Annotated in this window: 27 protein-coding genes and 3 tRNA genes; 13 read left to right on the forward strand and 17 right to left on the reverse strand. The window is 45.5% G+C overall.

The features are described from left to right. Positions 1-22 precede the first annotated feature (22 nt). Positions 23-1456, reverse strand: a complete 1434-nt coding sequence (locus G6R30_RS00990; protein ID WP_213820643.1) for a hemolysin family protein — start codon at positions 1454-1456, stop codon at positions 23-25. Positions 1457-1871: 415 nt separating this feature from the next. On the opposite strand from G6R30_RS00990, the gene nrdH reads away from it, so the two are divergent. The 4 genes from nrdH (at position 1872) to nrdF (ending at position 5944) form a co-directional block, all read left to right on the forward strand. Beyond that, positions 1872-2102, forward strand: a complete 231-nt coding sequence (nrdH, locus tag G6R30_RS00995) for a glutaredoxin-like protein NrdH (protein ID WP_213820582.1) — start codon at positions 1872-1874, stop codon at positions 2100-2102. 99 nt (positions 2103-2201) lie between these two features. After that, a complete protein-coding gene (nrdE, locus tag G6R30_RS01000) occupies positions 2202-4373 on the forward strand; it encodes a class 1b ribonucleoside-diphosphate reductase subunit alpha (protein WP_213820584.1) in 2172 nt (723 codons plus the stop codon). A gap of 160 nt (positions 4374-4533) precedes the next feature. Then, positions 4534-4974: a class Ib ribonucleoside-diphosphate reductase assembly flavoprotein NrdI gene (locus G6R30_RS01005; protein ID WP_213820586.1), complete on the forward strand. Its 441-nt coding sequence runs from the start codon at positions 4534-4536 to the stop codon at positions 4972-4974. A gap of 1 nt (position 4975) precedes the next feature. Continuing rightward, positions 4976-5944: a class 1b ribonucleoside-diphosphate reductase subunit beta gene (gene nrdF, locus G6R30_RS01010; RefSeq protein WP_213820588.1), complete on the forward strand. Its 969-nt coding sequence runs from the start codon at positions 4976-4978 to the stop codon at positions 5942-5944. 51 nt (positions 5945-5995) lie between these two features. On the opposite strand, the gene G6R30_RS01015 is transcribed toward nrdF, so the two are convergent. Both G6R30_RS01015 and G6R30_RS01020 read right to left on the reverse strand, forming a co-directional pair. Then, on the reverse strand, positions 5996-6664 hold the full coding sequence (locus G6R30_RS01015; RefSeq protein ID WP_213820591.1) for a phosphatase PAP2 family protein: 669 nt from the start codon (positions 6662-6664) through the stop codon (positions 5996-5998). Positions 6665-6789: 125 nt separating this feature from the next. Beyond that, positions 6790-6933 (reverse strand): hypothetical protein, encoded by a 144-nt coding sequence (locus G6R30_RS01020; RefSeq protein WP_213820593.1) that lies wholly within the window; start codon positions 6931-6933, stop codon positions 6790-6792. A 95-nt stretch (positions 6934-7028) separates the two neighbouring features. On the opposite strand from G6R30_RS01020, the gene mutY reads away from it, so the two are divergent. The 4 genes from mutY (at position 7029) to G6R30_RS01040 (ending at position 9529) form a co-directional block, all read left to right on the forward strand. Next, complete coding sequence (gene mutY / locus G6R30_RS01025; protein ID WP_213820594.1) at positions 7029-8057, forward strand: A/G-specific adenine glycosylase; 1029 nt, start codon at positions 7029-7031, stop codon at positions 8055-8057. Next, the gene (locus G6R30_RS01030; protein WP_213820596.1) at positions 8057-9202 is read left to right on the forward strand and encodes an AI-2E family transporter; all 1146 of its coding nucleotides are present in this window, start codon (positions 8057-8059) and stop codon (positions 9200-9202) included. The genes mutY and G6R30_RS01030 overlap by 1 nt, the downstream gene beginning before the upstream one ends. A 100-nt stretch (positions 9203-9302) precedes the next feature. Continuing rightward, a tRNA-Leu gene (locus tag G6R30_RS01035) sits at positions 9303-9384 on the forward strand. A gap of 72 nt (positions 9385-9456) precedes the next feature. Then, positions 9457-9529, forward strand: a tRNA-Thr gene (locus G6R30_RS01040). A gap of 176 nt (positions 9530-9705) precedes the next feature. Here the strand turns inward: G6R30_RS01040 and G6R30_RS01045 are convergent. Next, on the reverse strand, positions 9706-10671 hold the full coding sequence (locus G6R30_RS01045) for an Abi family protein (RefSeq protein WP_213820598.1): 966 nt from the start codon (positions 10669-10671) through the stop codon (positions 9706-9708). A gap of 430 nt (positions 10672-11101) precedes the next feature. Here G6R30_RS01045 and G6R30_RS01050 point away from each other — a divergent pair, with 430 nt between their 5' ends. Then, positions 11102-11791 carry a hypothetical protein gene (locus G6R30_RS01050; protein ID WP_213820600.1) on the forward strand — a complete coding sequence of 230 codons (690 nt, stop codon included), beginning with the start codon at positions 11102-11104 and terminating at the stop codon, positions 11789-11791. A gap of 88 nt (positions 11792-11879) precedes the next feature. Next, complete coding sequence (locus tag G6R30_RS01055; protein WP_213820602.1) at positions 11880-12356, forward strand: pyrimidine dimer DNA glycosylase/endonuclease V; 477 nt, start codon at positions 11880-11882, stop codon at positions 12354-12356. Positions 12357-12386: 30 nt separating this feature from the next. Here G6R30_RS01055 and G6R30_RS01060 read toward each other — a convergent pair whose 3' ends face one another. The 6 genes from G6R30_RS01060 to G6R30_RS01085 all read right to left on the reverse strand — a co-directional run bounded on the left by G6R30_RS01060 (position 12387) and on the right by G6R30_RS01085 (position 14341). Then, complete coding sequence (locus G6R30_RS01060) at positions 12387-12665, reverse strand: TM2 domain-containing protein (protein ID WP_213820603.1); 279 nt, start codon at positions 12663-12665, stop codon at positions 12387-12389. A gap of 139 nt (positions 12666-12804) precedes the next feature. Continuing rightward, positions 12805-13071 (reverse strand): NINE protein, encoded by a 267-nt coding sequence (locus G6R30_RS01065; RefSeq protein ID WP_213820605.1) that lies wholly within the window; start codon positions 13069-13071, stop codon positions 12805-12807. A 135-nt stretch (positions 13072-13206) separates the two neighbouring features. Then, positions 13207-13371, reverse strand: a complete 165-nt coding sequence (locus G6R30_RS01070) for a hypothetical protein (RefSeq protein WP_213820607.1) — start codon at positions 13369-13371, stop codon at positions 13207-13209. 73 nt (positions 13372-13444) lie between these two features. After that, a complete protein-coding gene (locus G6R30_RS01075) occupies positions 13445-13618 on the reverse strand; it encodes a hypothetical protein (RefSeq protein WP_213820609.1) in 174 nt (57 codons plus the stop codon). 28 nt (positions 13619-13646) lie between these two features. Next, positions 13647-14171 (reverse strand): GNAT family N-acetyltransferase, encoded by a 525-nt coding sequence (locus G6R30_RS01080; protein WP_213820611.1) that lies wholly within the window; start codon positions 14169-14171, stop codon positions 13647-13649. A 98-nt stretch (positions 14172-14269) separates the two neighbouring features. After that, positions 14270-14341: transfer RNA gene (locus G6R30_RS01085), tRNA-Gln, on the reverse strand. 228 nt (positions 14342-14569) lie between these two features. Here G6R30_RS01085 and G6R30_RS01090 point away from each other — a divergent pair. Together G6R30_RS01090 and G6R30_RS01095 are read left to right on the forward strand one after the other, a co-directional pair. Beyond that, positions 14570-15268: a GntR family transcriptional regulator gene (locus tag G6R30_RS01090; protein ID WP_213820613.1), complete on the forward strand. Its 699-nt coding sequence runs from the start codon at positions 14570-14572 to the stop codon at positions 15266-15268. A gap of 39 nt (positions 15269-15307) precedes the next feature. Next, on the forward strand, positions 15308-16528 hold the full coding sequence (locus G6R30_RS01095; RefSeq protein WP_213820615.1) for an ATP-binding protein: 1221 nt from the start codon (positions 15308-15310) through the stop codon (positions 16526-16528). A 49-nt stretch (positions 16529-16577) separates the two neighbouring features. Here the strand turns inward: G6R30_RS01095 and G6R30_RS01100 are convergent, their stop codons facing one another. The 6 genes from G6R30_RS01100 to G6R30_RS01125 form a co-directional block, all read right to left on the reverse strand. Continuing rightward, on the reverse strand, positions 16578-17243 hold the full coding sequence (locus G6R30_RS01100; RefSeq protein ID WP_213820617.1) for a YoaK family protein: 666 nt from the start codon (positions 17241-17243) through the stop codon (positions 16578-16580). Positions 17244-17361: 118 nt separating this feature from the next. Next, positions 17362-18057: a methionine ABC transporter permease gene (locus G6R30_RS01105; RefSeq protein WP_213820619.1), complete on the reverse strand. Its 696-nt coding sequence runs from the start codon at positions 18055-18057 to the stop codon at positions 17362-17364. After that, positions 18054-19133, reverse strand: a complete 1080-nt coding sequence (locus tag G6R30_RS01110) for a methionine ABC transporter ATP-binding protein (RefSeq protein WP_213820621.1) — start codon at positions 19131-19133, stop codon at positions 18054-18056. The genes G6R30_RS01105 and G6R30_RS01110 overlap by 4 nt, the downstream gene beginning before the upstream one ends. Positions 19134-19157: 24 nt before the next feature. Further along, positions 19158-19997 carry a MetQ/NlpA family ABC transporter substrate-binding protein gene (locus G6R30_RS01115; RefSeq protein ID WP_213820622.1) on the reverse strand — a complete coding sequence of 280 codons (840 nt, stop codon included), beginning with the start codon at positions 19995-19997 and terminating at the stop codon, positions 19158-19160. 27 nt (positions 19998-20024) lie between these two features. After that, positions 20025-21353 carry a M20/M25/M40 family metallo-hydrolase gene (locus G6R30_RS01120; protein ID WP_213820624.1) on the reverse strand — a complete coding sequence of 443 codons (1329 nt, stop codon included), beginning with the start codon at positions 21351-21353 and terminating at the stop codon, positions 20025-20027. Positions 21354-21410: 57 nt separating this feature from the next. Then, a complete protein-coding gene (locus G6R30_RS01125) occupies positions 21411-22250 on the reverse strand; it encodes a MetQ/NlpA family ABC transporter substrate-binding protein (RefSeq protein WP_213820626.1) in 840 nt (279 codons plus the stop codon). 452 nt (positions 22251-22702) lie between these two features. Between G6R30_RS01125 and G6R30_RS01130 the strand changes: the two genes are divergently transcribed. After that, positions 22703-23113: a hypothetical protein gene (locus G6R30_RS01130; RefSeq protein ID WP_213820628.1), complete on the forward strand. Its 411-nt coding sequence runs from the start codon at positions 22703-22705 to the stop codon at positions 23111-23113. 60 nt (positions 23114-23173) lie between these two features. Here the strand turns inward: G6R30_RS01130 and G6R30_RS01135 are convergent, their stop codons facing one another. Then, on the reverse strand, positions 23174-23827 hold the full coding sequence (locus G6R30_RS01135) for an NAD(P)-dependent oxidoreductase (protein ID WP_213820630.1): 654 nt from the start codon (positions 23825-23827) through the stop codon (positions 23174-23176). Positions 23828-24372 lie beyond the last annotated feature (545 nt).

The raw sequence follows: 24372 nt of genomic DNA on the forward strand, positions 1-24372 counted from the left end.
GGTTTTTTTCTTTTACACGGTATTAATCTTTTTTATTTTCTTTTTGGTTCTCCTTGTCACGAAGGTGGAAGCGGGATTTCTCGTTTCCCTTTTCCTCTGCTTCGGACTGGTCGTCATTTGCCTCATCCGTGCTTGGTTCTGGTTCGGGGTCTAATTCCTTCACAGCAAACTCGGGGATAAAGGCGTTTTCGTAATCTAAGGCGGTGACTTGGTAGTTGGCAATCTTTAAAGAATCGCCAGTTCGAAAGTCGGGATCGCGCTTTAAGACGTAGCCCGTCAAGGTGACCGCTTCGTCTTCATCCAACTCCTTCACATCCGTGTGGAAGTAGCGTTGGAAGTCGTAAAGCGTCGTCTTACCGGAAACCTTGTAGCGGCGATCGCCCAGCTTTTCGATGTATTCATCGGCCTGGTCATCCATTTCATCACGAACGGATCCGAAGAGTTCCTCGTAGATATCCTTATCCGTGATAATACCGGCCGTTCCACCGTATTCGTCAACTACAACGGCGATCGGTGAACGCTTCATGACCATTTCGTCCATCACATCGTGCAAGTCCATGTTTTCAGGCACGGCAGGAATGTCACGCATGATTTTGGCGACGGGTTCCTTGCCTGAAATACGGCTTTGACGAACTAAGTCATAGTTAAAGACGTAACCCAAGACTTTATCCTTGTCACCGTCAGCGACAACGGGGAAGCGTGAGTGACGCTTTTGAAGATACTCATCCAAACCAGTTGCGATGGAGTCGGAGACGTCAATGACATCCATTGACGTTCGGTCAATCATGACATCGACGGCGACTTTGTCATTCATTTCAAAGGCACGCTGCATGAAAGTCAAATCTTCCGTATCCAGCTCTCCGGCTTCGGCGGCGTTTTTCGAAAGAGACAAGATCTCGGTCTGTGAGTAGATGTCATCTTCGTTGGTTACTTGGAAGCCAAGCAGGTGGGTGACCCAGTTGGACAAATGATCCAGAATCCAAATCATTGGGAACAGGGTAATGTGGAAGAAACGAACCGGCTTAACGATGAAGAGCAACACCTTGATTGGTTCTTCAATGGCGATGTTCTTTGGCACCAAATCCGTAAAGACCGCGTGAAGTACCGTGAAAATGACAATGGCGGCAACGGAAGCCACGGGCTTAGCCATTTCACTTGGTAGCAAGTGGGACTGGATAATCAGATCCGCGACGGTTTCTTCACCAACCCAACCTAAGATAAGGGAAGTCAACGTGATTCCAACCTGTGCGGTTGAAAGGAATTCCGTCAGGTGGGTGACCATGTGAATGGCGGATGCGATATTTTTCGATGGCTTATCGCGGTCAGCCTGCATGGCTTCAAGCGCGGATAAGCGGACTTTGACAAGCGAGTACTCCGTCAGTGTGAAGAGTACGGCGAGTAAAAGAATAAAAACAATAATAAATGTATTAATTAAATACGAAGGACCAGAATCCAAAATGTTTACCTCTTTCAAATCGATTCATTCATTTAACATCTATTATAGCAAAAAATAAGGGGATAGCGAAAAAAGTCCAGCTGAATCGCAGCAGGTCACCGAAGTTGAACTTCACAAAAGTACAGAAAGGTTGTTCCCCTAAAAAACAGCAAAAGACAAGGGTTGTTTCGTTATGTAATAATTGTCATAGCGACTAGAAACCGAACGATTGTTGTGAGAATAACCTTGTCTAAAAAAGCACAATCTTGAATTAAAAAAGCCCAAGAAAGGGGGTTTAACGAACAAATGTTTGTGCAGACACATTTAGACCTTGAAGTCTGCATTCAAACCGGTAAACTAGTAACTGTTCCATCAGTGGCGACAAGCTGTCAGCCCGCTGATGATGCTAAATCTAGAGAGAAAGAAGGACCACGTCATGTCACAAGTCACGGTCTTTACCAAAAATAACTGCGTTCAATGCAAGATGACGAAAAAGTACCTCGATCAACTTGGGGTAGGCTTCGAAGAAATCAACATTGAAGAGCAACCAGAGTACCTTTCACAGTTGAAAGAAGAAGGGTTCAAGCAGACCCCCGTTGTCAAAATCGAAGGGCAAGAAGCCATTTCTGGTTTCCAACCAGCCGTTTTGAAACAATTAACCGCCTAAGCTTTTTTGTGTTCACTTGTTTCATAGGCCAGTCAAAAAGCGTCACTTTTTTAAAAAAGTTTGTTCATTTTGGCTAGCCCGTATTTTGAAAGGATTTCCATGTCATTACTCGATATTGACCTTGCGAATGTTAAGTATTTCGATTTAAACAATGAAGTTAACATTCCAAAGAACGGCCAAATTCAACTTGAAAAAGACCAGGAAGCATTGGCTGCTTTCTTGGAAGAAAACGTTCGTCCGAACATGAAGACTTTTCCATCATTAAAGGCACGATTCGATTGGATGATCGAAAACGACTTTTTGGAAGAGGGCTTTGTGAACAAGTACGAAATGGCCTTTATTGAGAAGTTGTACGCCTTCCTTGAAGGTGAGGACTTCCACTTTGCTTCGTTCATGGCCGCCTTTAAGTTCTACAATCAGTATGCCCAAAAGACAAATGACAAGGCTTACTACGTCGAATCATACCTTGATCGCGTGGCAGTGAACGCCTTGTTTTATGCCGACGGAAACGAAGAGTTGGCGATGTCTTTGGCCAATGAAATGATTCACCAACGGTACCAGCCTGCTACGCCATCGTTTTTGAACGCTGGTCGGAAGCGCCGTGGGGAATTGGTTTCTTGTTTTGTTTTGCAGTCAACGGACAACATGAACTCGATTGGCCGGATTATTAATTCAGCTTTGCAGCTGTCAAAAATGGGTGGTGGTGTCGGCATCAACTTGTCAAACGTTCGTGAGGCCGGTGCACCCGTGATGGGCATCGCTAACTCCGCTGGTGGAATTGTGCCAATTATGAAGTTGTTGGAAGATTCCTTCACCTTCTCATCACAGGTTGGTGCCCGCCAGGGTGCCGGTGTGGTTTATTTGAACATTTTCCACCCCGACTTGATGACCTTTATGGCCACGAAGAAGGAAAACGCCGATGAAAAAGTTCGTGTGAAGACGCTGTCACTTGGCTTGGTTGTGTCGGATAAGTTCTATGAATTAACAAAGGCCAACAAAGAAATGGCCTTGTTCTCACCGGCTGATGTGGAACGCGAATACGGCGTACCATTCAACTACGTGGACATTACGGCCGAATATGACAACTTGCTGGCAAACCCAAAGATTCACCATAAGATGATTTCTGCCCGGGCCGTGGAAGAAGAAATCTCAAAGCTCCAGCAGGAATCGGGTTATCCATACATTATGAACGTGGATACGGTGAACGCCGCCAATCCCATTAGTGGAAAAGTCGTGTCCTCAAACCTCTGTTCTGAAATTCTCCAGGCACAAACGCCTTCCGAATTGAACGACCAACAGGAGTACACGAAGCTTGGTGAAGACATCTCATGTAACCTTGGTTCTATCAACATTGTCAACATGATGAAGACACCTGACTTTGCCGCCTCGGTCGAAGCCATGATTCGCGCACTGTCCTTTGTTTCGGATAACTCCAACTTAAACGTCGTGCCATCTGTTCAAAATGGTAACCAGAAGAACCATGCGGTTGGCTTGGGCGCCATGGGACTGGCAGCGATGTTTGCACAAAACAAGATGATGTATGGAGACGAGGAAGCGTTGGACTTTACCCAGACCTTCTTCTCGACGCTGAACTACTACTCCCTCATGGCATCGATGCACATTGCCGAAGATCGTGGCGAAACCTTTGCTGACTTTGATAAATCCGCTTATGCTGACGGCTCTTACTTTGATCGTTACTTGAGCGAGGACTTTGGACCAAAGACTGCCAAAGTCGAAAACTTGTTTAAAGACATTCATGTGCCAGACCAAAAGGACTGGCAGGAATTGAAGAAGCAGGTGATGGAAAACGGTTTGTACAATGCCTATCGTCATGCCATCGCACCAACGGGATCCATCTCTTACGTAAACAACACGACCGCTTCTTTGCACCCCATCATTAACCGAATTGAAGAACGTCAAGAAGGGATGATTGGAAAGGTTTACTATCCAGCACCCGGTCTTTCAAATGAGACTTTGCCTTACTATCAATCGGCGTATGACACGGATATGCGAAAAGTCGTTGACGTTTACGCTGCTGCACAGCCCCACATTGACCAGGGAATGTCTTTGACTTATTTCATGCGCTCAACAATTCCTGATGGTCTTTACGAGTGGAAGGATGATCGTACGAACAAGATGACCACTCGTGATTTGTCAATCTTGCGTAACTACGCCTTTAAGAAGGGGATTAAGACGATTTATTACGTTCGTACCTATACGGATGATAATCAAGAGGCCGGTGTTAATGAATGTGAGTCCTGCTCCATTTAATTCACTACACCGCAAAAAAGCAAGCGTTTGCTTGCTGTACATAATCGTTTGGCCCACTGTGGGCTAACAGTCGACTGGGTGCGCTGCCTTTAAATGAGGGCTTCGCTGTGTACCAGTCTTTCGTTTTCTTGGACAGCGCCATGCGCTTAGAAAGGTTTTTATGGCAACTTATCGTTTGTTGTACATTTCAATTGAAGGTAATACCGAATCGTTTGTTCAGAAACTAGCGGCTGTTGCTGAGTCAGAAGGTGATCAACTGTCGCTTTTAGCGCTGGGTGACGAAATTGATCCAGCCCATGAAAAAGAGCCCTTTGTTGCTTTAGTGCCGACCTACTTAAACGGTGGAACGGGTACGGGACCCGAAGTGGTTGAGATTTTCACCAATGCTTTAGCCGATTATATCGACTTTGGTAATAATGCGCGTTATTTGCGTGGTGTGATTGGTTCTGGTAATCGGAACTTTAATGATCAGTACATTTTGACGGCAAAGCGTTATGCCGAAAAATATCATGTGCCGGTCATCGGTGACTACGAATTGCGCGGAACAAGTCGTGAGGCCGAAAAGATTTTTGCGCGAATCAAAGAAACGTTAGGAGAGTAGGATGCAACACGTTAATCAAGGTTCATATACAGCCGTTAATTGGAATAACATTGAGGATTCATTGGACAAGGCAACTTGGGAAAAGTTGACCCAGCAGTTCTGGTTGGATACACGTGTGCCGATTTCAAATGATTTGCGCGTTTGGCGTGGCGAATTGGATGATACGGAACGTCGTGTTTACAACTTGGTCTTTGCCGGACTGACAACGTTGGATACGCTCCAGTCACAAGACGGGATGGCCTCTTTGCGCGCGGATGCTGTCAACCAAAAGGAAGAGGCCGTCTTGAATAACATCCAGTTCATGGAATCCGTTCACGCCAAGTCATACTCATCCATCTTTGAGACTTTGAACAACAAGAACGAAATTGATGAAACCTTTGATTGGGCCGATCATGATGAGTTCCTGCAGTACAAGGCCAACAAGATTAACGACATTTATCAGAACGGCACACCACTACAGAAAAAAGTCGCGTCCGTCTTCTTGGAAACGTTCCTCTTTTACTCTGGTTTTTACACGCCTCTTTACTATTTGGGCCACAACAAGATGGTCAATGCCGCCGAAATCATCAAGTTGATTTTACGTGATGAATCCGTGCACGGGACCTACATTGGCTACAAGTTTCAAATTGGTTTTAAGCAGCTTTCAGAGGACGAACAAGAAGAGATGAAGTCTTGGATGTATGACTTGCTCTTTGATCTTTATTCAAACGAAGAACAGTTTACACACGAGATTTACGACCAAATCGGTTGGACGGAAGACGTGATGTCTTTCCTTCGTTACAATGCCAATAAGGCACTGATGAACCTGGGGCAGGAACCAATGTTCCCAGATTCAGCAGAAGACGTGAACCCGGTAGTAATGAATGGAATTTCGACATCAACGTCGAACCATGACTTCTTCTCAGCCGTTGGAAATGGTTACTTACTTGGTGAGGCCGAATCGATGGAAGACAGCGATTACGATTTCTAAGACATGAAAAAAGCGATGACCGAAAGGTCATCGCTTTTTCTTTGTTTCTTTTTAAGCTTCTTGGTCTTTAAATAGCCAGAATTTTTTCTTTAGGAAGGTGGCAACCATTGGATAAAGGGATGCGCAGAAGATGACCCATACGTAGGCCAAGAGGAATGCCCCGATTGTGTCCGTTAAGAAGTGAGCGGAGAAATACAGGCGGGAGAGCATCGTCATCAAACTAAGGGTAATTAACAACCACTTCGTTAAGATGCGAACCAACGCTGAGGTAATGTTTGGCGTCACCAATAAGAACATGATGAAGACGGTTAACCACATGGCCGTCACGTGTTGTGAGGGAAAGGATGAACCGTTATCCGTCAAGAGATGACCAATTGGTCGATCGCGGTGAACGATGACTTTGATAATTTGGGTCACGACAACACCACCAAAGATGGTGAGGATGACCCAAAGTGATGGGAGCTTCAGATCGGCAAGAAGCAAGACGAGTGCTAACAAAACGCCGTAGAAAAGGTTCATTGCAGGTGATCCTAGAAAAGTCGCAATGGACATAATCACGTCACCGTAAGAAGTTTGAATCCCGGTCATAAAGAAGCGAACTTCTTCATCCATATTGGCGGGCCAAGTGGCGTTTGTTCCGATCAGAACGGCTAAAACGATAAAAAGTAGCGCAGCTAATAAGGCGTGCCGACGCTGTTTATTGGTAACGGAAATAATCATAGTGGATACTCCAAGTAATCAGTGCTTTCCTTAAGTATAAAGATTTAAAGCTGACAAAACAAGCACTAGAAAGCGAAAATACCGAATTTTAGCCAAGAAAAAAAGCTAGCCCGAGGCTAACTTTCTTACTTTGTGTTAGGGATTTCAACATTCTTTCCCTTAGCCCATTGCTGCAATTGTGCAACGGCTGATTGACGCTTCTTCTTCTTAGCGTCGTGACCGACCTTACGGCCGCGGGCGAATGAGTTCAAGGGTGTCTTGACTGCCATAGTGGTAACTCCTTATATTTAAACTTTAAAATCTATCGTACAGAATTTGATTATACCCGAATCATTGGGGCTTTTCAAGTGTTATAATACTGGTTATGGAGAAATGGGACCAGCAAACAATTGAAAACTTTCGCAAGGATTTGCTCCACTGGTATGACAAGGAAGGGCGCAATCACTTGCCTTGGCGAAAAAACACTGACCCCTACCGGGTACTCGTCTCCGAACTGATGCTACAGCAAACGCGGGTGGATACGGTCATTACCTATTTTAACCGGTTCATGACGGCTTTGCCAACGGTGCAAGATTTGGCCAAGGCACCAGAAGAGCAGGTGCTCAAGCTCTGGGAAGGCCTGGGTTATTATTCCCGTGCACGTAATCTTCATCGGGCTGCCAAAGTCGTTGCCTTTGACTTGAAGGGCGCCTGGCCTAAATCTTACGAGGATTTGCTAACCTTGCCTGGAGTCGGTCCCTACACCGCAGCTGCGGTGGCATCGATTGCCTTTCACCAAGTTGTGCCGGCTATCGATGGGAATTTTTTTCGGGTCTTTTCGCGCTTGCTAAAAATCGACGATGACATTGCCAAGCCAAAAACGCGTCGTGTTTTCTACGAGGCGGTGGCACCCATTGTTGACCCCAAGCGGCCGGGTGACTTTAACCAGGCGATCATGGATTTGGGAACTTCTTATATGAAGACGACTGATCCTGATACTTTGCACTCACCGGTTTTGACCTATAATGCGGCCTATCGGGACGGGGTTGAGGATCAATACCCAGTTAAAACGAAGAAGAAAAAACCAATTTTACAGCGCTATCAGGCCCTTGTTCGCTATAATGAAGAAGGTGACTTGCTTTATGAGAAGCGACCGCAAACAGGTCTTTTAGCCGATTTCTGGACGCTGCCACTCCGTCCCATTGCTTCCATCGAAGAATTGGAGGGCGTGCAGCTGACTGTTAAGCCGATTACGCATGTTTTCTCCCATCGCAAATGGGAAATATGGCCGGTTCAGGTCGAGGACACGGGTAAACTGGCCGATAACCAACGCTTCTTTTCAGCAGACGAACAAGCGGCCTTAGCGTTGCCTAAAGTACAACATAAAATTTTACAAGAATTGAAGGAGTCCTAATGTTTCCAAACGACAAACTCAAGCAACTTTTTTTTTGGACAATTGAATTACTGGCTGTCGCCAGCTTACTTTTCATTGTCTTTCGCTTTGACTTTTTGATGAAGCCAATTGCTGTCTTCGTTGGGACGGTCTTCATTCCATTGCTTGTCTCGGGTTTTCTTTACTACTGTTTGAAGCCCCTTCAAAAACTCATTGAAAAAATTCGCATTGGTTCTTGGAAAATGCCTCGATCCATCGCCGTTATTTTGACTTTTACCTTGTTTATGGTGGCAGTCATCGGTAGTCTGATGATTTTTGTTCCCCTGATTTTAAACGAAATCAGCAATCTGATTACTTCGCTACCATCCGTTGTCAATCACATCCAAGACTACGTGAAGGATTTGATTGAAGAACCATGGTTCAAGAAGCTGAACCTCTCCGTGTCAGACGACGATGTTCGAAATGCGGTTTCGCAATACGCGTCATCCTTTGTTCGAATTACGGCCGGGACTTTAACTGGCTTTGTTGGTGCGGCCACTTCCTTTACCATCGGGGCATTGACGGTTCCAATCATCCTTTTTTACATGCTCTCCGATTCGAACCGATTCCTACCGGCTTTGCAAAAATTCTTTCCAAAGAATCGAGCGGAGGATGTGATGGTCCTTGGTAAAGAGCTTGACCGAACGATTGAACGCTACATCTCAGGTCAGGCCATTCAAATGCTCTTCGTCGGCTTTACCATGTCGATTGGCTTTGGAATGATCGGTCTTCCTTATATTTGGCTGCTTGGCTTCATTGCCGGGGTTGCCAACATTGTCCCTTATGTTGGCCCCTTTATTGGGGTGTTTCCAGCCGTTTTGGTAGCTGTTTCGGTCAATTGGAAGATGTTAATCGGCATTGCCGTTTTGATGGCCATTGTTCAACAGGTGAACGGCTCGATTATCTACCCGGCTTTGATTGGAAAGTCACTTCGGATTCATCCGTTGACGGTGATGCTTTTACTTCTAGCTGCCGGAAATCTTTGGGGAATGATTGGTATGATTGTTGTCGTGCCTTTCTATGCCATTGCCCGAACGATTATTTTGTACATGATCAAATTGCGTCAAGTACAACGACACGAAGAAACGGTTTCAAACTTAACCAAAACCATCGAAAAAGATTCTTAATACTGATGAACAGCAGCGCTTGTAAGCGCTGCTTTTTTATTTGGAATTCCCTTGACGGACGACTTGAAATCCAGTATCATTTAATAGTTGCTTATGACTTGCGGATGTGGCGGAATTGGCAGACGCGCTAGATTTAGGTTCTAGTGGATTTATCCGTGCAGGTTCGATTCCTGTCATCCGTATAGCCGAAATTTTTAACGGAATTCGGTTGCCTTAGTAGCTGGCATTTGCTACAATTATTGAGTACTTATTTTGCCGACTTAGCTCAGTTGATAGAGCACCTCACTAGTAATGAGGGGGTCAACGGTTTGAGTCCGTTAGTCGGCATTTGCATACATTTTCAACATTCCTGATAAAGCCCGGTTTAATCGCTGTAAATGTGATTAGGCCGGTCTTTTTCGTTGGTTTTATTAACCTGTTTTTTCTGTGTAATTCTGCCTAATTCTGTGTGTTTCTGTAAAAGTTTATACACTTTTGCTACACTTTTCCCTTAAAACAATCCCTCATAAAATCTTCTGCACTCGTTCGATTAGACGGTCGGGTGTGTTGCCTAAGAGTCGTTGCATGGGCGGCTCGTTTAATGGGAGCAGGCTGTCTAAAATGGCCAGTAAGTTCAATAACTGATCCTTGAATAATTGCCGTTCGCTTTGTTTTAAAAAGATGCCGATGACAAGCAGCAGGCCAAAAAGATCTCGCTGGCCAATCTTTGCTTGATTAAATTCTTTTTCGCTGATGATGCTTTGACTGTAAAAGGGACTGAGGTGTTCGAAATGCAGCCGGCCCTTACTTTTAATCTGACTAATTAAGCCGCCGTGAGCCAGGCCATTTCGAAAGGAAACCAGAAAGGTCAAGGCTTCTTTGAAACAGCCGAGTTGTTCTTGGCGATTGGAAAACGGCAGCGAAAAGTCCTCGACGACGGCTTCTTTAATTGAGAGTGGGCTCATCATATACCAGTGCATGAACTGACCGAAGGTAATCTCATCGATGAGTACCCAAGGTGGTACATTTTGCTTTTTCCGTGATTGTTTCAATTGAAAAGAAACCTGTCGGTCGTTTCGGGCAGTGTTTACGAGAGCTGCTAAGGTTTGATAACGGTTGGTTTTCCAGGAAAGGTAGTGTTTTGGATTGAGGTAGTCCTTTTCTTCTGAACCAAGTTGTGCGGAAATGGCATGCTGAAAAAGAGATTTCATGTTTTTTTCAATGGCGATGATGGCTTGGAGTAATTCAGAGGATAGTCGGTTTTCCAGCATCTGAATCACGCCCAGTGTTTCAATACTGATGTCTGTCATAAAGCGATTTTCATTCAGTGGGTCGGCTAGTGACGGTAAATAACCGTGTATCAACCGCTGAAAGGAGTATTTCTTAATCGTTAAGATGGCACTTTCGCTGGATTCAATTTGTAAATTGTAATGATGTTGTAGTAGGTCAATTTGACCTGCCCAATCGATAAATTTGTCGCGTTCTTTCATACGACCTCCTCGATAAAATCAGAGCAGTTGGTTCAGACCGTCGAATGAGAAGGATACGACGACCATTGATAATTCATTTTACCATAAGATGCGAACATCTGTTCGTATCGCTTTATTAAAAGTCTGTTGAGGGAGCCGGTTTTTTCACCACGGAAGGGCAAAAAGCCGACCGTTTATTCTAATATTCCTGCCTTGATTCGCAATAACCGAATTTGAGATTGACATGTTAATTGTGCAATCGACGTGCAATCTTGACGGTAGTGTTCCTTATAAATAGCTCAAGGACAGTCTTTTTGAAGGAGTTTTCATGACTTTTTCTTGTAAGAAATCTTCTTGTTAAATAAGAACAATCGTTCCGAAATCTCTTGATATTCTTCCGCAATCTCCTTCCTGGTAACCTAATGAAGTTAACTCAGTTATGGAGAAGAAAATGAAAAAATTATTGAAGCGTCGCCCATTGATCATTACGGCCTTCTTGGCCATCGTATTGGCGGGAGGATCTGGATTTGGCTATCAGCAAATCCAAGGCTCACAGCAAAAGCCAAACCGAAGCAAAAGCTTAACGACGAAAAAGTCGACGGCCCCGGTTGAACAGACAGCAGACCAAAACAAGCAAGATGATCAGCAAAAGAATGCTGATCAAAATCAAACAGAAGAGAATGCACAAGCTGATAATCAACAAAGTGCTTCTGCTACAGATAATAACAGCGCAGCTGATGCAACAGCCACAACGTCCGCATCAACAAGCACGTCATCAGTCGCAGCGCCCAGAACGGATGGCTTTAACTTCTTAGGTCAGCACTTTGATATCACGACTTTTTCAAATACGACCGGGGGAAACACTCCTCGCTGGACTCCTTACATCTTCCAGTGGTCAGCAATGCCAAATTACTACCTTGCTGAAGCAGCCTCAAGTGCCGGTTCTGCTGTCCGTCAGTTGTCTTATGGGACAGAAGCAGTCATTAACGGCCGTACTTACCATGTGACTGAAATCCGTCATGGTATGAAGCGTCTCGATTCTCTTGAAACTGTTCAAGATTTGGCTGGTCGCCATGCCTTGGGTATTCAAACTTGTGATGATGCCTCGGGTAATTACGTATCAACGTACTGGTTCGATTAAGCATTAAAAAAAGCAGCGCTTTTGCGCTGCTTTTTTTATCTTTTTCTGATTTTTTCGTATAATAAGAGGAAAGAAAAGAGGATAACCGATGCGTTTATGGCACTACCAATTAATTGAGAGTTTATCGCGACAGCACTTGCTTGGACAGTGGCGTGAATGTTTGGCCATTACAGGAGCGATTGCTAAGCATGGCGCGGTGAATCACGCTACGGTGAATCGACTAAACGACTTTGCCATGGCTCACCTGATTGTCTATATCGAGTTGGTGCGAGCTGAAATGACAAAACGTGGTTATCGGACCTCTGAAAAATCACGACAAAAACTTGTGCAAGATATTGGCTATGATTGGCAACAACCACTGACTTATCATAAAGACAAACTGGGAAAGGTGATTTTGCCAAATGGGGAGGGGTTATTTGCTTCGTTTCATAATGAGCGTTACTTAATGCAAAATCTTTATATGATGCAGGAAAAAGCTGATACCGGCCAAATTGAGCAAGAGGTTTGGCAAAAGATGATTGATCAGCTATTGCCGGCTTACCCAACTCTTGAAAATTTACGTTAAAAAAGCAGCGCAAAAGCGCTGCTTTTTTTGTTACCGACTGTAGTAGCCGTTAATGAAAGTCAATTGATCGCAATCTTGGTAGAAGCCATAGGCCTTTGTCACAGCAATGATAAAGTCGACTAAGTGCCAGATACCAAGTGTCAGCCAATTAAATAGTAGTTTCGCTATGCCAAGGCCAATTTGGCCACGCATAAAACGGTCGACGCCCAAGCCACCAAGGGCAAAGGCGCCAACCCAAACAAAGAGTTGTTTATTGATTGTATATTCTTTAACCGATGGGTGTTCGCCACCGTAATTTCTATTCAGCATATTATTAGTGAGAAACGGTTGATTGATTGATGAAAGGCTTGTACGCGAATCATCAATGTTACGGAAAGGTTACTATAACAGTATACTGATGAAAATAAAAAAAGCCAAGTTCATCTTATCGGACTTGGCGAAATTGTGCTTACTTTGAATATTGGCCATTAATAAAGGTTAACTGGCTTGTATCACTGTATGTGCTGTATGCTTTCACGACGGCAATAATGAAATCGACTAGTGGCCAGATACCAAGAGTTAACCAGCTACCAATTAATAACTTAAAAACGCCTAAACCAATTTGGCCTCGCATGAAGCGATCGATAGCAAAGGAACCAAAGAAAAAGGTACCAATCCAAACAAAGACGTGCTTGTTAATTATGATGACGTTTTGATTTTCACTGGTATTTTGCATGTAATTCTCCTTATTGTATATAAAATACGGTGCTCTCTTCATGATTATTAGGGTCAGTGTACAGAATTGTTTCCAATCAGTCAATCAAAAACCACCTGGCACAGCTTCTTGTGTCAGGTGGTTTTCTTATCTAATTTAGTTTGCCTTTACATCAGCGATGGCGACAGACTTTTTACCGATGGTAAAGAGAATCAAGCCGAAAATGACGTAGCCGAGCAAAACAGAAACTGACAAGCCGATGGCGTGACCGTCAAAGAAGGTCAAGTTACGCAAGAGCGTTCCAGTGGCACCAGGTGGCAAGAGTTGGCCGACCAATCTACGGTGGGAAGAGCATCAATTAACTGATCGAGTAACTCATCTGGAATTTTCTCCATCAAATCAAATTTTTCGAGGTAATGCGCATAAAAGGTGGAGCGATTAATCCCGGCACGATCGATAATCCGTTTGACGAAATTTTGTCAAAGTTTTCTTTTTCTAAAAGTGCTAAAAACGTTTGCCGAATGGCCTGGTCTGCTTTTAAAAAACGTTGATCCGTTTTCTTTACCATGGTGGTCCTTTATGAGATGTACAACGAATTAATCGGCTTTGACGGGAACGGCGACTTTGCCACGAAAGTCAGCGGCAAAAAGCCCCATCATGAATGAATCGTGGTATTCACCTTCCGCAAAGAAATGCTGCTTTAAACAACCTTCTTCTTGAAAGCCGATTTTTTTGTAAATGTGAACGGCAGCCGAGTTATCGACATCCACGTAGAGGTAGATTTTGTGGAGGTTTAATACGTTAAAGCCGTACTCGATACCGGCCCGCATTCCGGCCTGGGCCAAACCGTGCCCCTGGAATTTTGGATCGATAATGATCTGGATTTCGGCATGGCGGTGAATGGTGTTGATTTCCATCAATTCCACAACACCGGCAAAGTCACCGTTTTTTTCAATAACGAAACGCCGCTCCGTTTGATCAAGCACGTGCCGGTCATAGAGAATGGTTAATTCATCGAAGGAGTTGTAGGGTTCTTCAAACCAAAGTGCCATCACAGAACGTGAGTTCTTTTGTCGATAGATGTGAGCTAGGTCCTTTTTTTCAAGTGGCCGAATATTCATGGAAACCTCTTTCTTATTTTGTAATAGCTTACCATACTTCATTAAGGCGAGGATAAAAGAAAAGGAGTGAAACCGAGGTGGTTTCACTCCTTTATTAATTGCCCCTGCTGGATTCGAACCAGCGCATAACGGCACCAGAAGCCGTCGCCTTACCGCTTGGCCAAGGGGCAATTACTTGATATATATTAGCTAATTTTTCGAGAAAATGCAAGGGCTTTCCATTAAAAAAGTCGCTTTTTTTAAAAGACGACCATTGTCTTTAAGAGCAGCTGCTTTGATTTTCGTGAAATGGAAATGTCATTTGAATTATGTGACTAGACCAATTATAATGAGAAAAGAAAATCAATGGGGATAATCCCTAAATAAACCGAACTTATCCAATAGAGGAGGTTTTACCCATGGCTATACCACGGTATATCGAAATTCATAATGAGATTCGGCAGCGAATTGCGGCTGGTGAATGGAAAACCAATAAGCGCCTGCCAGCAGAACGTGAATTGGCGGCGGCCTTTAATGTCTCACGAATGACGCTACGCCAAGCGATTCAGACCCTTGTTGATGAAGGAATTTTGGAACGACGCGTTGGTTCCGGTACTTTCGTAGCCGAGAAAAAGGTTTCGGAACGGGCCCTGGGCGTGACCTCCTTTACGGAGCTTATGAACAAATCGGGTCGCCATGCGCAATCCGTGACGGTTTCTTACAAAGTCACCACACCCTCTGTTTCGGAAATGGATCACCTGAAGTTGAAGGCGGAAGACGAAGTCCTCGTGATGGAACGCCTGCGTTTGGGGGATGACGAACCGATTTTGTTGGAGCAGACGACTTTGCCAGTTAAGTTGGTCAATAATTTCACCCGGTCGAAACTGACGGATTCGCTTTATAAGACCCTGATCGATGCCGGCATTCAGCCAGGTCGGGCTGAACAAACCATCACGGCTTCCTTGGCCACGGAACGGCAAGCAGCACTCTTGGAAATTAAGCGTGGTGACCCCATCCTATCCGTTCGCCAGGTGTCTTACGATCAGCAAGACCATCCATTCGAATATGTTCGCTCCTATTATGTCGGCGAACGCTTCGAATTCCAATTAACACGATAAAGCAGGTCCTTCGCTTTGGCGGAGGGCTTTTTTGATATAATGAACGACAATAAAAAGGATGGGAGCAGGTTGTTGGAAAATCGTCGTCAAGTTAAGCTATTCCTGGGGCAGGGAGCCTGGCACCGCCCTTGTTTTCTGCCATATGATCAGTTGCTCGCTAAACACCTCTTGATACTGGGGCAGACCGGTGCAGGAAAATCCACCTCAGCCAAGCAAATGATTGGCCAGCTACAAGAAGCCAACATCACCAATATCATCTTCGATCCGACTGGTGAATACCAGCGCGATATCGATCACTCCGTGACGTACAAAGTCGGTGAAAATGGCTATATTGACTTAAGATCACGGTCGGCTGAAGCCATCGTGCGCCTGCTCGGACTTCACTGGTCAGCCGAACTAATAGCAAAGCTACAAGCAGCGATGACTTCTCTTCGAATTCAAGCGACTTTGCCAGTTGAAAGGGCTGGGGCGGACGGCCTTTATCAAAAGGTGGACCGGCCCGCTGCTGACTATGAAAAAGCAGCAAAAGCACTGACGGTGTTGAACCAAGATTATGATATGGCCTTACTGGCCAAGCAATTGGTCCAAGAGTTTGTTCAGCCTTTTTCAGATGAGCGAGCGGATTACAATCTTTTAGGGCAAGAACTTGATCATGAGGCGATTCAAAGGCATTGGGCGGCCATTCAAGAATTGCAGCAACGGTTAGATGATGAACAGTTGAACCGAATCTTTCATTTTCATCCTGTTCAGGAGGCGACGACCCAGTATGAGCTTTCCTTTGTTCTTCAGACTTTTGAAGAAAAGAAAGCGGCCCGTCGTTCGCTTATAGTTGATTTATCGGCCTTGCAACGCTATTCGAACGTTCAGCAGTCCGTGTTGTCTGATCTGATGGATAACATTCTAATGAACCGTTTGGCCAGTTCGGTTCGGCAGCCAGTTGCGATTTTCTTGGACGAAGCCCACCGCTACTTGGATTTGACGAGGCCTATTAACGAAAACGGTCTTTTTCACTTGCTTCGCGAAGGTCGAAAAGTCAATCTCAACCTGGCAATTTCAACCCAGTCGCAAGAAGATCTTCCCCTGGCCATGCGGGGGCAGTTTGCCAGCCTGCTCATTCACCGCTATCCATCCACCGATGAATTCGAGACGCTGGGCCTTTCTGAAAGGGAAGGAAAGAAGGTCGCTCGATTAGCCATTGGTCAGGCGCTATTGAAAACGGAAAAGAAGCACCGCTTTTTGAAAATAAAAAAGCCACAATAAAGTAAAAAAGCCCTGGAATAGGATTATCCAGGGCTTTTTTAATCGTTTTTTATTCCCAGTGAACAATGCGACTCATCGCTAACGTGAGCATGGCCGAGAAAAGAATGGCAAAGTCTTTGACGAGGGGAATTAGCAGAGAAATGACCAAGGCCCCGACAAAGAAGGCTAAAATGACCGTTGCTAAATCACGAGCCCGTTCTGCCATCGCTTTGTCCTTGCGGATCAGGCCCTCGTAAGTTGCGGCACAGAGCGTCCGTAGGTTTCCAGTCATCAAAAGGGGCATAAAGGCGTTTCCCTTTAAAATTCGGAACTCTTGTAGGGCAGCGGCTGCTGCAATCGATAGAATGGCGGTCGCCAACATGTTGGGGACACTTCGACCAATAATGGCTGAGAGGCTCAGCAAAACGGTCATGTACAGCAAAATGTACTCCCGTTCCTTATCGTGGTGCAGGTTCTTGATGACCCGGTAATGCTGCATGAATTTAACAACAAGGGTTCCAATGGCAAAGGCCATTAGTGAAAAAATGTATTGCCCGGCGCTGCCCCAGTGAAACTGGCTGACATTGATGCCAAGCAAAATGATGTTTCCCGTCTGTAGACCGGCGAAAACTTGGCCGTGTAGATGGTAGGAATAGGCGTCAATGGAGCCAGCGGTCATGGTTAATAAGCTGGCAAAGAAGACACGTTCATGGGATGGAAATTGCGATTTTGTCACGTTGTTTGGACCTCCGACGAAAGAACATTTTACTACAAAATACCGAATAAAGTATGAAAAGTTGAACATTGAATTCGAACAAAAAAGTCCCGCTATCAGGCGGGACTTTTCAAAAAGCTTATTTGTGATTATATTTCTTGGCTAACCAATCGCCCGTTACCTGGACGATCAGCACCATGATGAGAACGAGAACGGTCGCAACCAGGGTGGTGTCGTTGGCAAAACGGTTGTAGCCATAGGCCACCGCCATGTTTCCAAGGCCACCGGCACCAATGGCACCGGCCATGGCCGTTAAGCCAATCAACGAAATTAAGGTCACGGTCGAAACGCGAATGATTTCGGAACGGCCTTCCTTGATGTAGACACCGAAAATGATTTGGCTAAAGGAGGCACCAACCGCCTGTGCCGCTTCGACAATGCCGCCATCCACTTCGGAAAGGGCCACTTGAATCTGACGGGCATAGAAGGGGAAAACGCCCAGCGAAAGGGGAACAAGCGCAGCGTTAATGCCGATTTGCGTTCCAACTAAGGCTTTCGTGAAAGGGGCGATAAAGGCTAAGAGGATGATGAATGGCACTGCACGGAAGACGGAAACAATCTTATCAAGAATCCAGAAAACCGTTTTGTTTGGTGTGATGCCACGAGGGGAAGTCACGACCAGTCCGATACCAAAGATCAAACCGAGTAGGCCACCGAAAACGGCCGACCAAAAAGTCATGAACAAGGTCTGGAAAATCGCGGTTCCCCAGCCAGTATCACCGCCCCATCCCTGGTAGACGACGTTTGGAAATGTTTGTGAAAACCATGTACTCATGCTTGTTCTCCCTTCAAGATGTTAACGGAAACGGATTGTGCGGCTAAGAAGTCTAGGGCAGCATCCATGTTCTTGGTGTCACCAGATAAGATGACGAGTAGGGAACCGACTTCGGTCTCTTGAAGGACTTCGACGTTTCCGTAAAGAATGTTGGCCACAATCCCAAAGTGTTGGTAAAGACTGGTGATTAATGGTTCGTTAGTGGCGTTACCCGAATAAGTGAGTTGCGCAAAGAGCTGACCAGCCGCCAGGTCCGAAACTGCATCACTTTGACTAATTGCTTCGATTGCTTGGTCTTGATTGGTCGCCGTGGCGATAAATTCCTTGGTTAATTCAGCACTTGGCTTGGTAAAGATATCCAACGTTGAGCCCTTTTCCAAGACCCGGCCGTTTTGCATCACCGCGACTTTGTTGGCGATGGCTTTGACCGCTTCCATTTCGTGGGTGATTAACAAGACCGTTAAGTTGTATTCTTTGTTCAGCTTTTTCAACAAAAACAAGATTTGCCGCGTTGTCTTCGGATCAAGGGCTGACGTCGCTTCGTCTGAAATCAGAATTTCAGGATCGTTGGCCAGGGCCCGGGCGATGGCCACACGTTGCTTTTGACCACCGGAAAGTTGGGAAGGATACTGGTTGGCACGATCGGATAAGTCGACTAATTCAAGCAGTTCGTGGACTTTTTCTTTCTTAACGCCTTCTTTTTCCTTGCTGTTTTCAAGGGCAAAGAGGACATTTTCTTCCACCGTTCGTTCGTTTAAGAGGTTGAAGTGCTGAAAGATCATCCCAATCTTGCGGCGCTTTTCCTTTAGTTCCTGTCCCTTGACCTTGTGGCTTGGTTGGTTTTCTTGCTTGTCAAAGAGCGTTTCGCCGTTGACGAGAACGGAACCGCTCGTTGGTTCTTGGAGTAGGTTGACGGTCCGGACCAAGGTGGACTTTCCGGCACCAGAATAACCAACGATTCCGTAAATATCACCTTTTTGGACATCGATTGAAACGTCTTGTACGGCGTGAATCGTTTTTCCTTTTGGTGTAAAAGTCACGTCGATGTTCTTTAATGAAATAATAGGGGCTGTCATATGCGCCCTCCTTTCGCTTCCGTTTTAATTAAAGTGCTGATCCCATGCCGCTTGTTCGGAGTCACCGTATTGTTCTTTAATGACTTGCTTGACCTGCTTGGTCTGGAATGCCTTGACCACGTCTTGGTAGGTCTTATTGTTCTTGTCCTTTGCCTTGGCTGCAATGACGTTAATCCAAAGCTTGGCGTCTTTGTTCAGGGGTTCCGTGTAGATACTGTCCTTTAATGAAAGACCAGCCGCCGTTGCGTAGTTTCCGTTGACGACGACACCCTTGGCATCGCCCAAAGTCCGGGCCGTTTGATCGGCTGAAATTTCCTTAATTTTAAGGTTCTTTGGATTCTTTGTAATGTCTTTTGTTGTCTTGAGGCCAGAACCGGCTGAAAGTTCAATTAGGCCGGCATTCTTCAAAACGTAGAGGGCGCGACTTTCATTTGAGGCATCGTTTGGGACGACAATTGTATCGCCATCCTGGAAGTCCGAAACGTTCTTGTAAGACTGCGAATAAAGGTGGATGGGGGCGATGAAAGTTTGACCAATGGCCGTCAAATCTGTCTTGTTCTTACTATTGTAAGCATCCAAGAAGGCGTAGTGCTGGAAGGCGTTCAAATCGACATCGCCATTGTCCAGCGCTTTATTTGGTTGTGAGTAGTCGGTGAAGCGCTTGAACTTCAAGGTAATGCCATACTTGTCCTTGGCCGTTTTTGACACCTGTGACCAGACGGCATCGTCTTGCTTGTTCGCCGCCATAATCCCGATGGTGACCGTCTTGTTCGATTGTTGATTTGGCTGTACAAAGGAGAAATAGCCGAGAATCAAGATGACGATCAGAACGAGACTGTTAATGAGTTTGCTTTTTTTAGACATGGTACTTTCTGTATTTCCTATCGTTTTTTATTGGTAACTTTCGAGAATGGCTTTAACAAACCGTACGTTCTCATCATAGTCCTTTAAATGAATATTTTCATTTGGTGCGTGATCGAGTGTGCCGGGGTAGCCAATGCCAAGGGCCACAATTGGCGCATGGGTTGCTTCAAAGGCATAGTTCATTGGCCCGGTGCCGGCTGAACTAGGCATCACAATTGGCTCCTTACCCGAGCTTTCCTGACTCAGTCGAATGACTCGTTTGATTTCAGGGTCCGTCATATCGGAACGATAACCAGCCTGTCCGAGGGTCTTTTCGACTTGGATATCTTGAAATCCTTTGGCGGCCAGGTGATCACTGATGGCTTTCAAGGTATCGTCGGGATCCATGCCAGGGACGAGGCGCGCTTCGACTTTGGCAGTGGCTTCGGCAGGCAAGACCGTCTTGACGCCAGCACCCTGGTAGCCAGTCGTGATGCCTTCAATATTCAGGGTTGGCTCGAAGTAGAGTGCCTGCTTCCAATCAGTGCCTCGTTTATCGGCAAGCAGGGGAGCCTCGATTTGGTTCTTCTTGATAAAGTCATTCTTGGTCTCTGGTAGGGCGGCAATCAATGCCTTTTCCCGTTGATTGGGTTTTCGTACCTGATCGTAAAAGTGGGGAACGAGAATGTGACCATCCTGATCGAAGAAGCTGGCAAGGGCTTGGCTGAGCCGCCAAGCTGCTGAATTGACCACCGCTGCAAGTGACGAGTGAAGGTCAATGCCAGCCGTCTTTGATTTGAGGTTGAAGGTGACAATTCCTTTGTTTCCTCCGGAAATGATGGGACGGTCGTTTTGATCTTTTGATTCCGATTCCCAAATAATCAAATCCCCTTGGATTTCAGGGTGTTTTTTAAAGTAGTCATCCAGGTGTTGGGAGGCCGTTTCTTCCGAGCCTTCGATGACAAAGAGGATGTTAACGGGCAATTGGCGGTCGTGCTCGTCGAGATATTCGGCCAAAGCCGTGAGCCGGGCCGTCAGATTTCCCTTATCGTCGTCAACGCCGCGGCCGTAAAGGTGGCCGTTTCGCTCGGTCAACGTCCAGGGGTCAGAATCCCAAAGGTCAAAGGGTTCGGCTGGCTGGACATCGTAGTGGTTGTAAATGATCAACGTCTTGGCATCGGCCTTGTGACTTTTAAATTGGCTGATGACCAATGGCGCAAAGTAGCTGTCGTCGACGGTCGTTTCACCGCCGAGTTCGGTGAGTGCCTGAGCGATTCGCTTAGCAGCCTCTGGCAAGTGTTCACGCTTTGCGGAAACGGAGGGGATGGCGACGAGTTCTTTTAATAGGTCTAGATATGTGTCACGTGCTGTTGTCATGTGCGGGTTCCTTTCTTTTATGATGCTATGTACGCGAGGGACTTGCCCCCGTGTTGATTACTTGAAGTTCTTGTCCCAAGCCGAAATGGTGGCAGTGCCGTATTCCTTCTTGATCAAGTCCTGCGTGGTCTTTGTTTGGTAAGCTTTGACAACGTCTTGGTAAATCTTCTTGTTCTTATCTGACTTGCGAGCAGCAATGATGTTGACCCACTTGTGTGAGTTTTCAGAAAGTGGTTCGACAAAGATTGCTGACTGGTAGTCGATGCCGGCAGCCTGCGCGTAGTTTCCGTTGATGATGGCGCCTTGAACGGAGTCGAGGTTACGGGCTGTTTGATCAGCGGCGACTTCCTTAATCGTCAGGTTCTTCGGGTTCGACGTGATGTCCTTTGTTGTCGCTAATGACAGGCCAGACTTCAAACCGATGAGACCAGCGCTTTGAAGGATGTAGAGGGCACGACTTTCGTTTGATGGGTCGTTTGGAATGACGATGGTGTCACCGTTTTGGAAATCATCGACTGACTTGTAGCTCTTTGAGTAGAGGCGACCCTGTCCGATAATTGTTTCACCGATTGAGGTCAGCTTGTTACCATTCTTCGCGTTGTAGGCGTCGAGGAAAGCATAGTGTTGGAAAGCGTTCAAATCGATGTCGCCGTTTTGTAAGGCTTTGTTAGGCTGTGAATAGTCTGAAAAAGTCTTGAACTTTAACGTGACGTTATACTTATCCTTTGCCGTTTTGGCAATGCTCTTCCAAATGACATCGTCCTTTTTGTTACCGGACATGATTCCAACCGTGACTGTTCGGCTGTTTGATGAGCCGTGTGATCCGAAACTGAAGTAGCCGAAGACGGCGAGGATAATGACGATGAGTCCTGAGATGAACCATTTTTTCTTTGACATATTTTTTCTCCTGATGATGTTCATGGCAACAAAAAAAGTCGCCCCTGTTTCCACGTGGAAAAACAGAAGCGACTATCGCGTTACCATTCTGAGGTTTTTGTTTAGGATTACCCCTAAACGACTCACTAACCATCGGGCCGCGGAGAATGATCCTAGCCGAATGGTGTGCCTTGGTAACGGAGGCCAACTCGTCAATTGCTATCGGTAAACCGAGTGACAATTGCCAATCACAGGTCATTTTCCCTACCGCACGCACGCAACCTTTCACCAACCGGCTGCTCTCTAAGCTTTGCTTAGCAGGTACTTTCCTGATCAACTTGTTTTGTATTGATATCTTGGTGATAATCATACATGCCCATTACAAAGATGTCAACAGAAAAATGAAATTAAGATTAAAAAAAGGCGGCGATTGCGTTAGAATGGGGTGGTAGTGAAGTAGGAGAGAAATTAAAATGATGAAAAGTATTCAAGCAAAGTGGTTACTTGCTTTGATTGTCCTTGTTGGTCTTGGGGCTGGCGCTTACGTGATGCAAAAGCAACATCGTGAAAATCAGCAGGAGGAATCGCCCGTTTCTTCGGTCACGAGTCGTCCATCCAAGAATAACGCTCTTTCTTTGACGGAGGCGCAGATGCTTATTCAAAAAGTGAATGGCGAATGGCCAAGTGATAACCAAAAGATTCTTAGCCAATCAGGGAATAAAACCGTGGTCGGTGGTGGCGTTGGTGCCCAAGGATACGACAAAATCACCTATACGGTAGAGGGTCAGCAAGTGCACATTCATGAGGAGTTCGGTACCTTAGATGGCGGAAAATATTCCGTCCTTGATTACATGCCGGCAAAGGATTATACGGTTGATCGTTAACAGAAAAAGTCCCGAGAAGAATGGCTTCTCGGGACTTTTTAGTTGTTAATGGAATAATTATTAGCCGTTGGCCACCGTGAAACGTGCTCGGTTGTGCTCGGGCTCCAAAATTTCTTTGATGACGGCTGCGGCCATTGTATCGGCTGTTGTTTCCGATTTGCCCGCTTGGTTTTTGAGCAAGACGTCATCACCGTAAAGAATGTTTTCAGATTTTTTCCCTGGCATAAAGGTAATGGCGGGGGAAAGGCCAAACCAATTGACGTTTTGAACATGCCGCAAAAAGTCCAGTTCGTACAGCTGGTTTTCGGGAATGGCACGCCATGCTTGCGTGCTGGCGTCTTCTCGAATATCGTCATAAACGAGCCGTGTTTTTGAGGCGTCTGTGTATAGACTACCGGCGCCAAGAATGAAGCCGATGCGTGTCTTTTGATTCCGGAGTTTGGCAATTAGATAAGTGGCTAAGTCGATTTGACGATAGGCCTGATCCGGTGCGGTGGAAAAGGCATCGATGATCACATCCACCTTGTCAAAGTCGTCTTGGTCAAGTAAAAAGGCGTCCTTTTGAAGAATCGTCACGCCGCTGTCCTGTCCTTTGAGCGCCGTTAACTTTTCGAGATTGCGTCCGTTGGCTAAAACCTCGATTCCTTGCTGTCGCGCTTCTTTCACAATGGCGGACCCGGCCATGCCGGTCGCACCGATTACTAAAATCGTCATGTTACGCCCCTTTCTGAATTTCTTAATAATACAATACAGCAAGTAAGAAGACAAGTGACAAAAGCCTGCAATAACGAACAAAGCGCCAAATTAAAAAGACGAGCAAGCGATGGTCGATCGGGCGTTTGTCTTTTGTTGTGAATTTTAAAAGATTTTTATGATGATTGCGATTATAAAACGAATGCTGAGCAAATTATAATGAAAAGTGAAAGCTGAAAAACTCATGTAGAGGGGGATGCTATAAGTGAAAATAATAAAAAATATTCTGATTTTGGTATTCTTGATTTTTATGGTTTTATCAGTGGGACATGTTGCCATAACATCCGATTCTATTTTGTCACAGCTCATTAGTGGCTTACTCTATGTTTTCTGTATTTTGATTGCTGCTATCATTGTCCGAAAACAAGCAAAAATAAAAATAATTGAAAATGCTCGTATGTCAATAAGTTAGACACTTTTTTTACATCACTAGGTTCGATTCAAATGAAAGGCTTCAATTCTCGCATTATCATAGGGGTGACCCTTCTTGGAATATGAATGACGGA

Source organism: Fructobacillus parabroussonetiae (genome assembly GCF_018437265.1).
Taxonomy (GTDB): domain Bacteria; phylum Bacillota; class Bacilli; order Lactobacillales; family Lactobacillaceae; genus Fructobacillus; species Fructobacillus parabroussonetiae.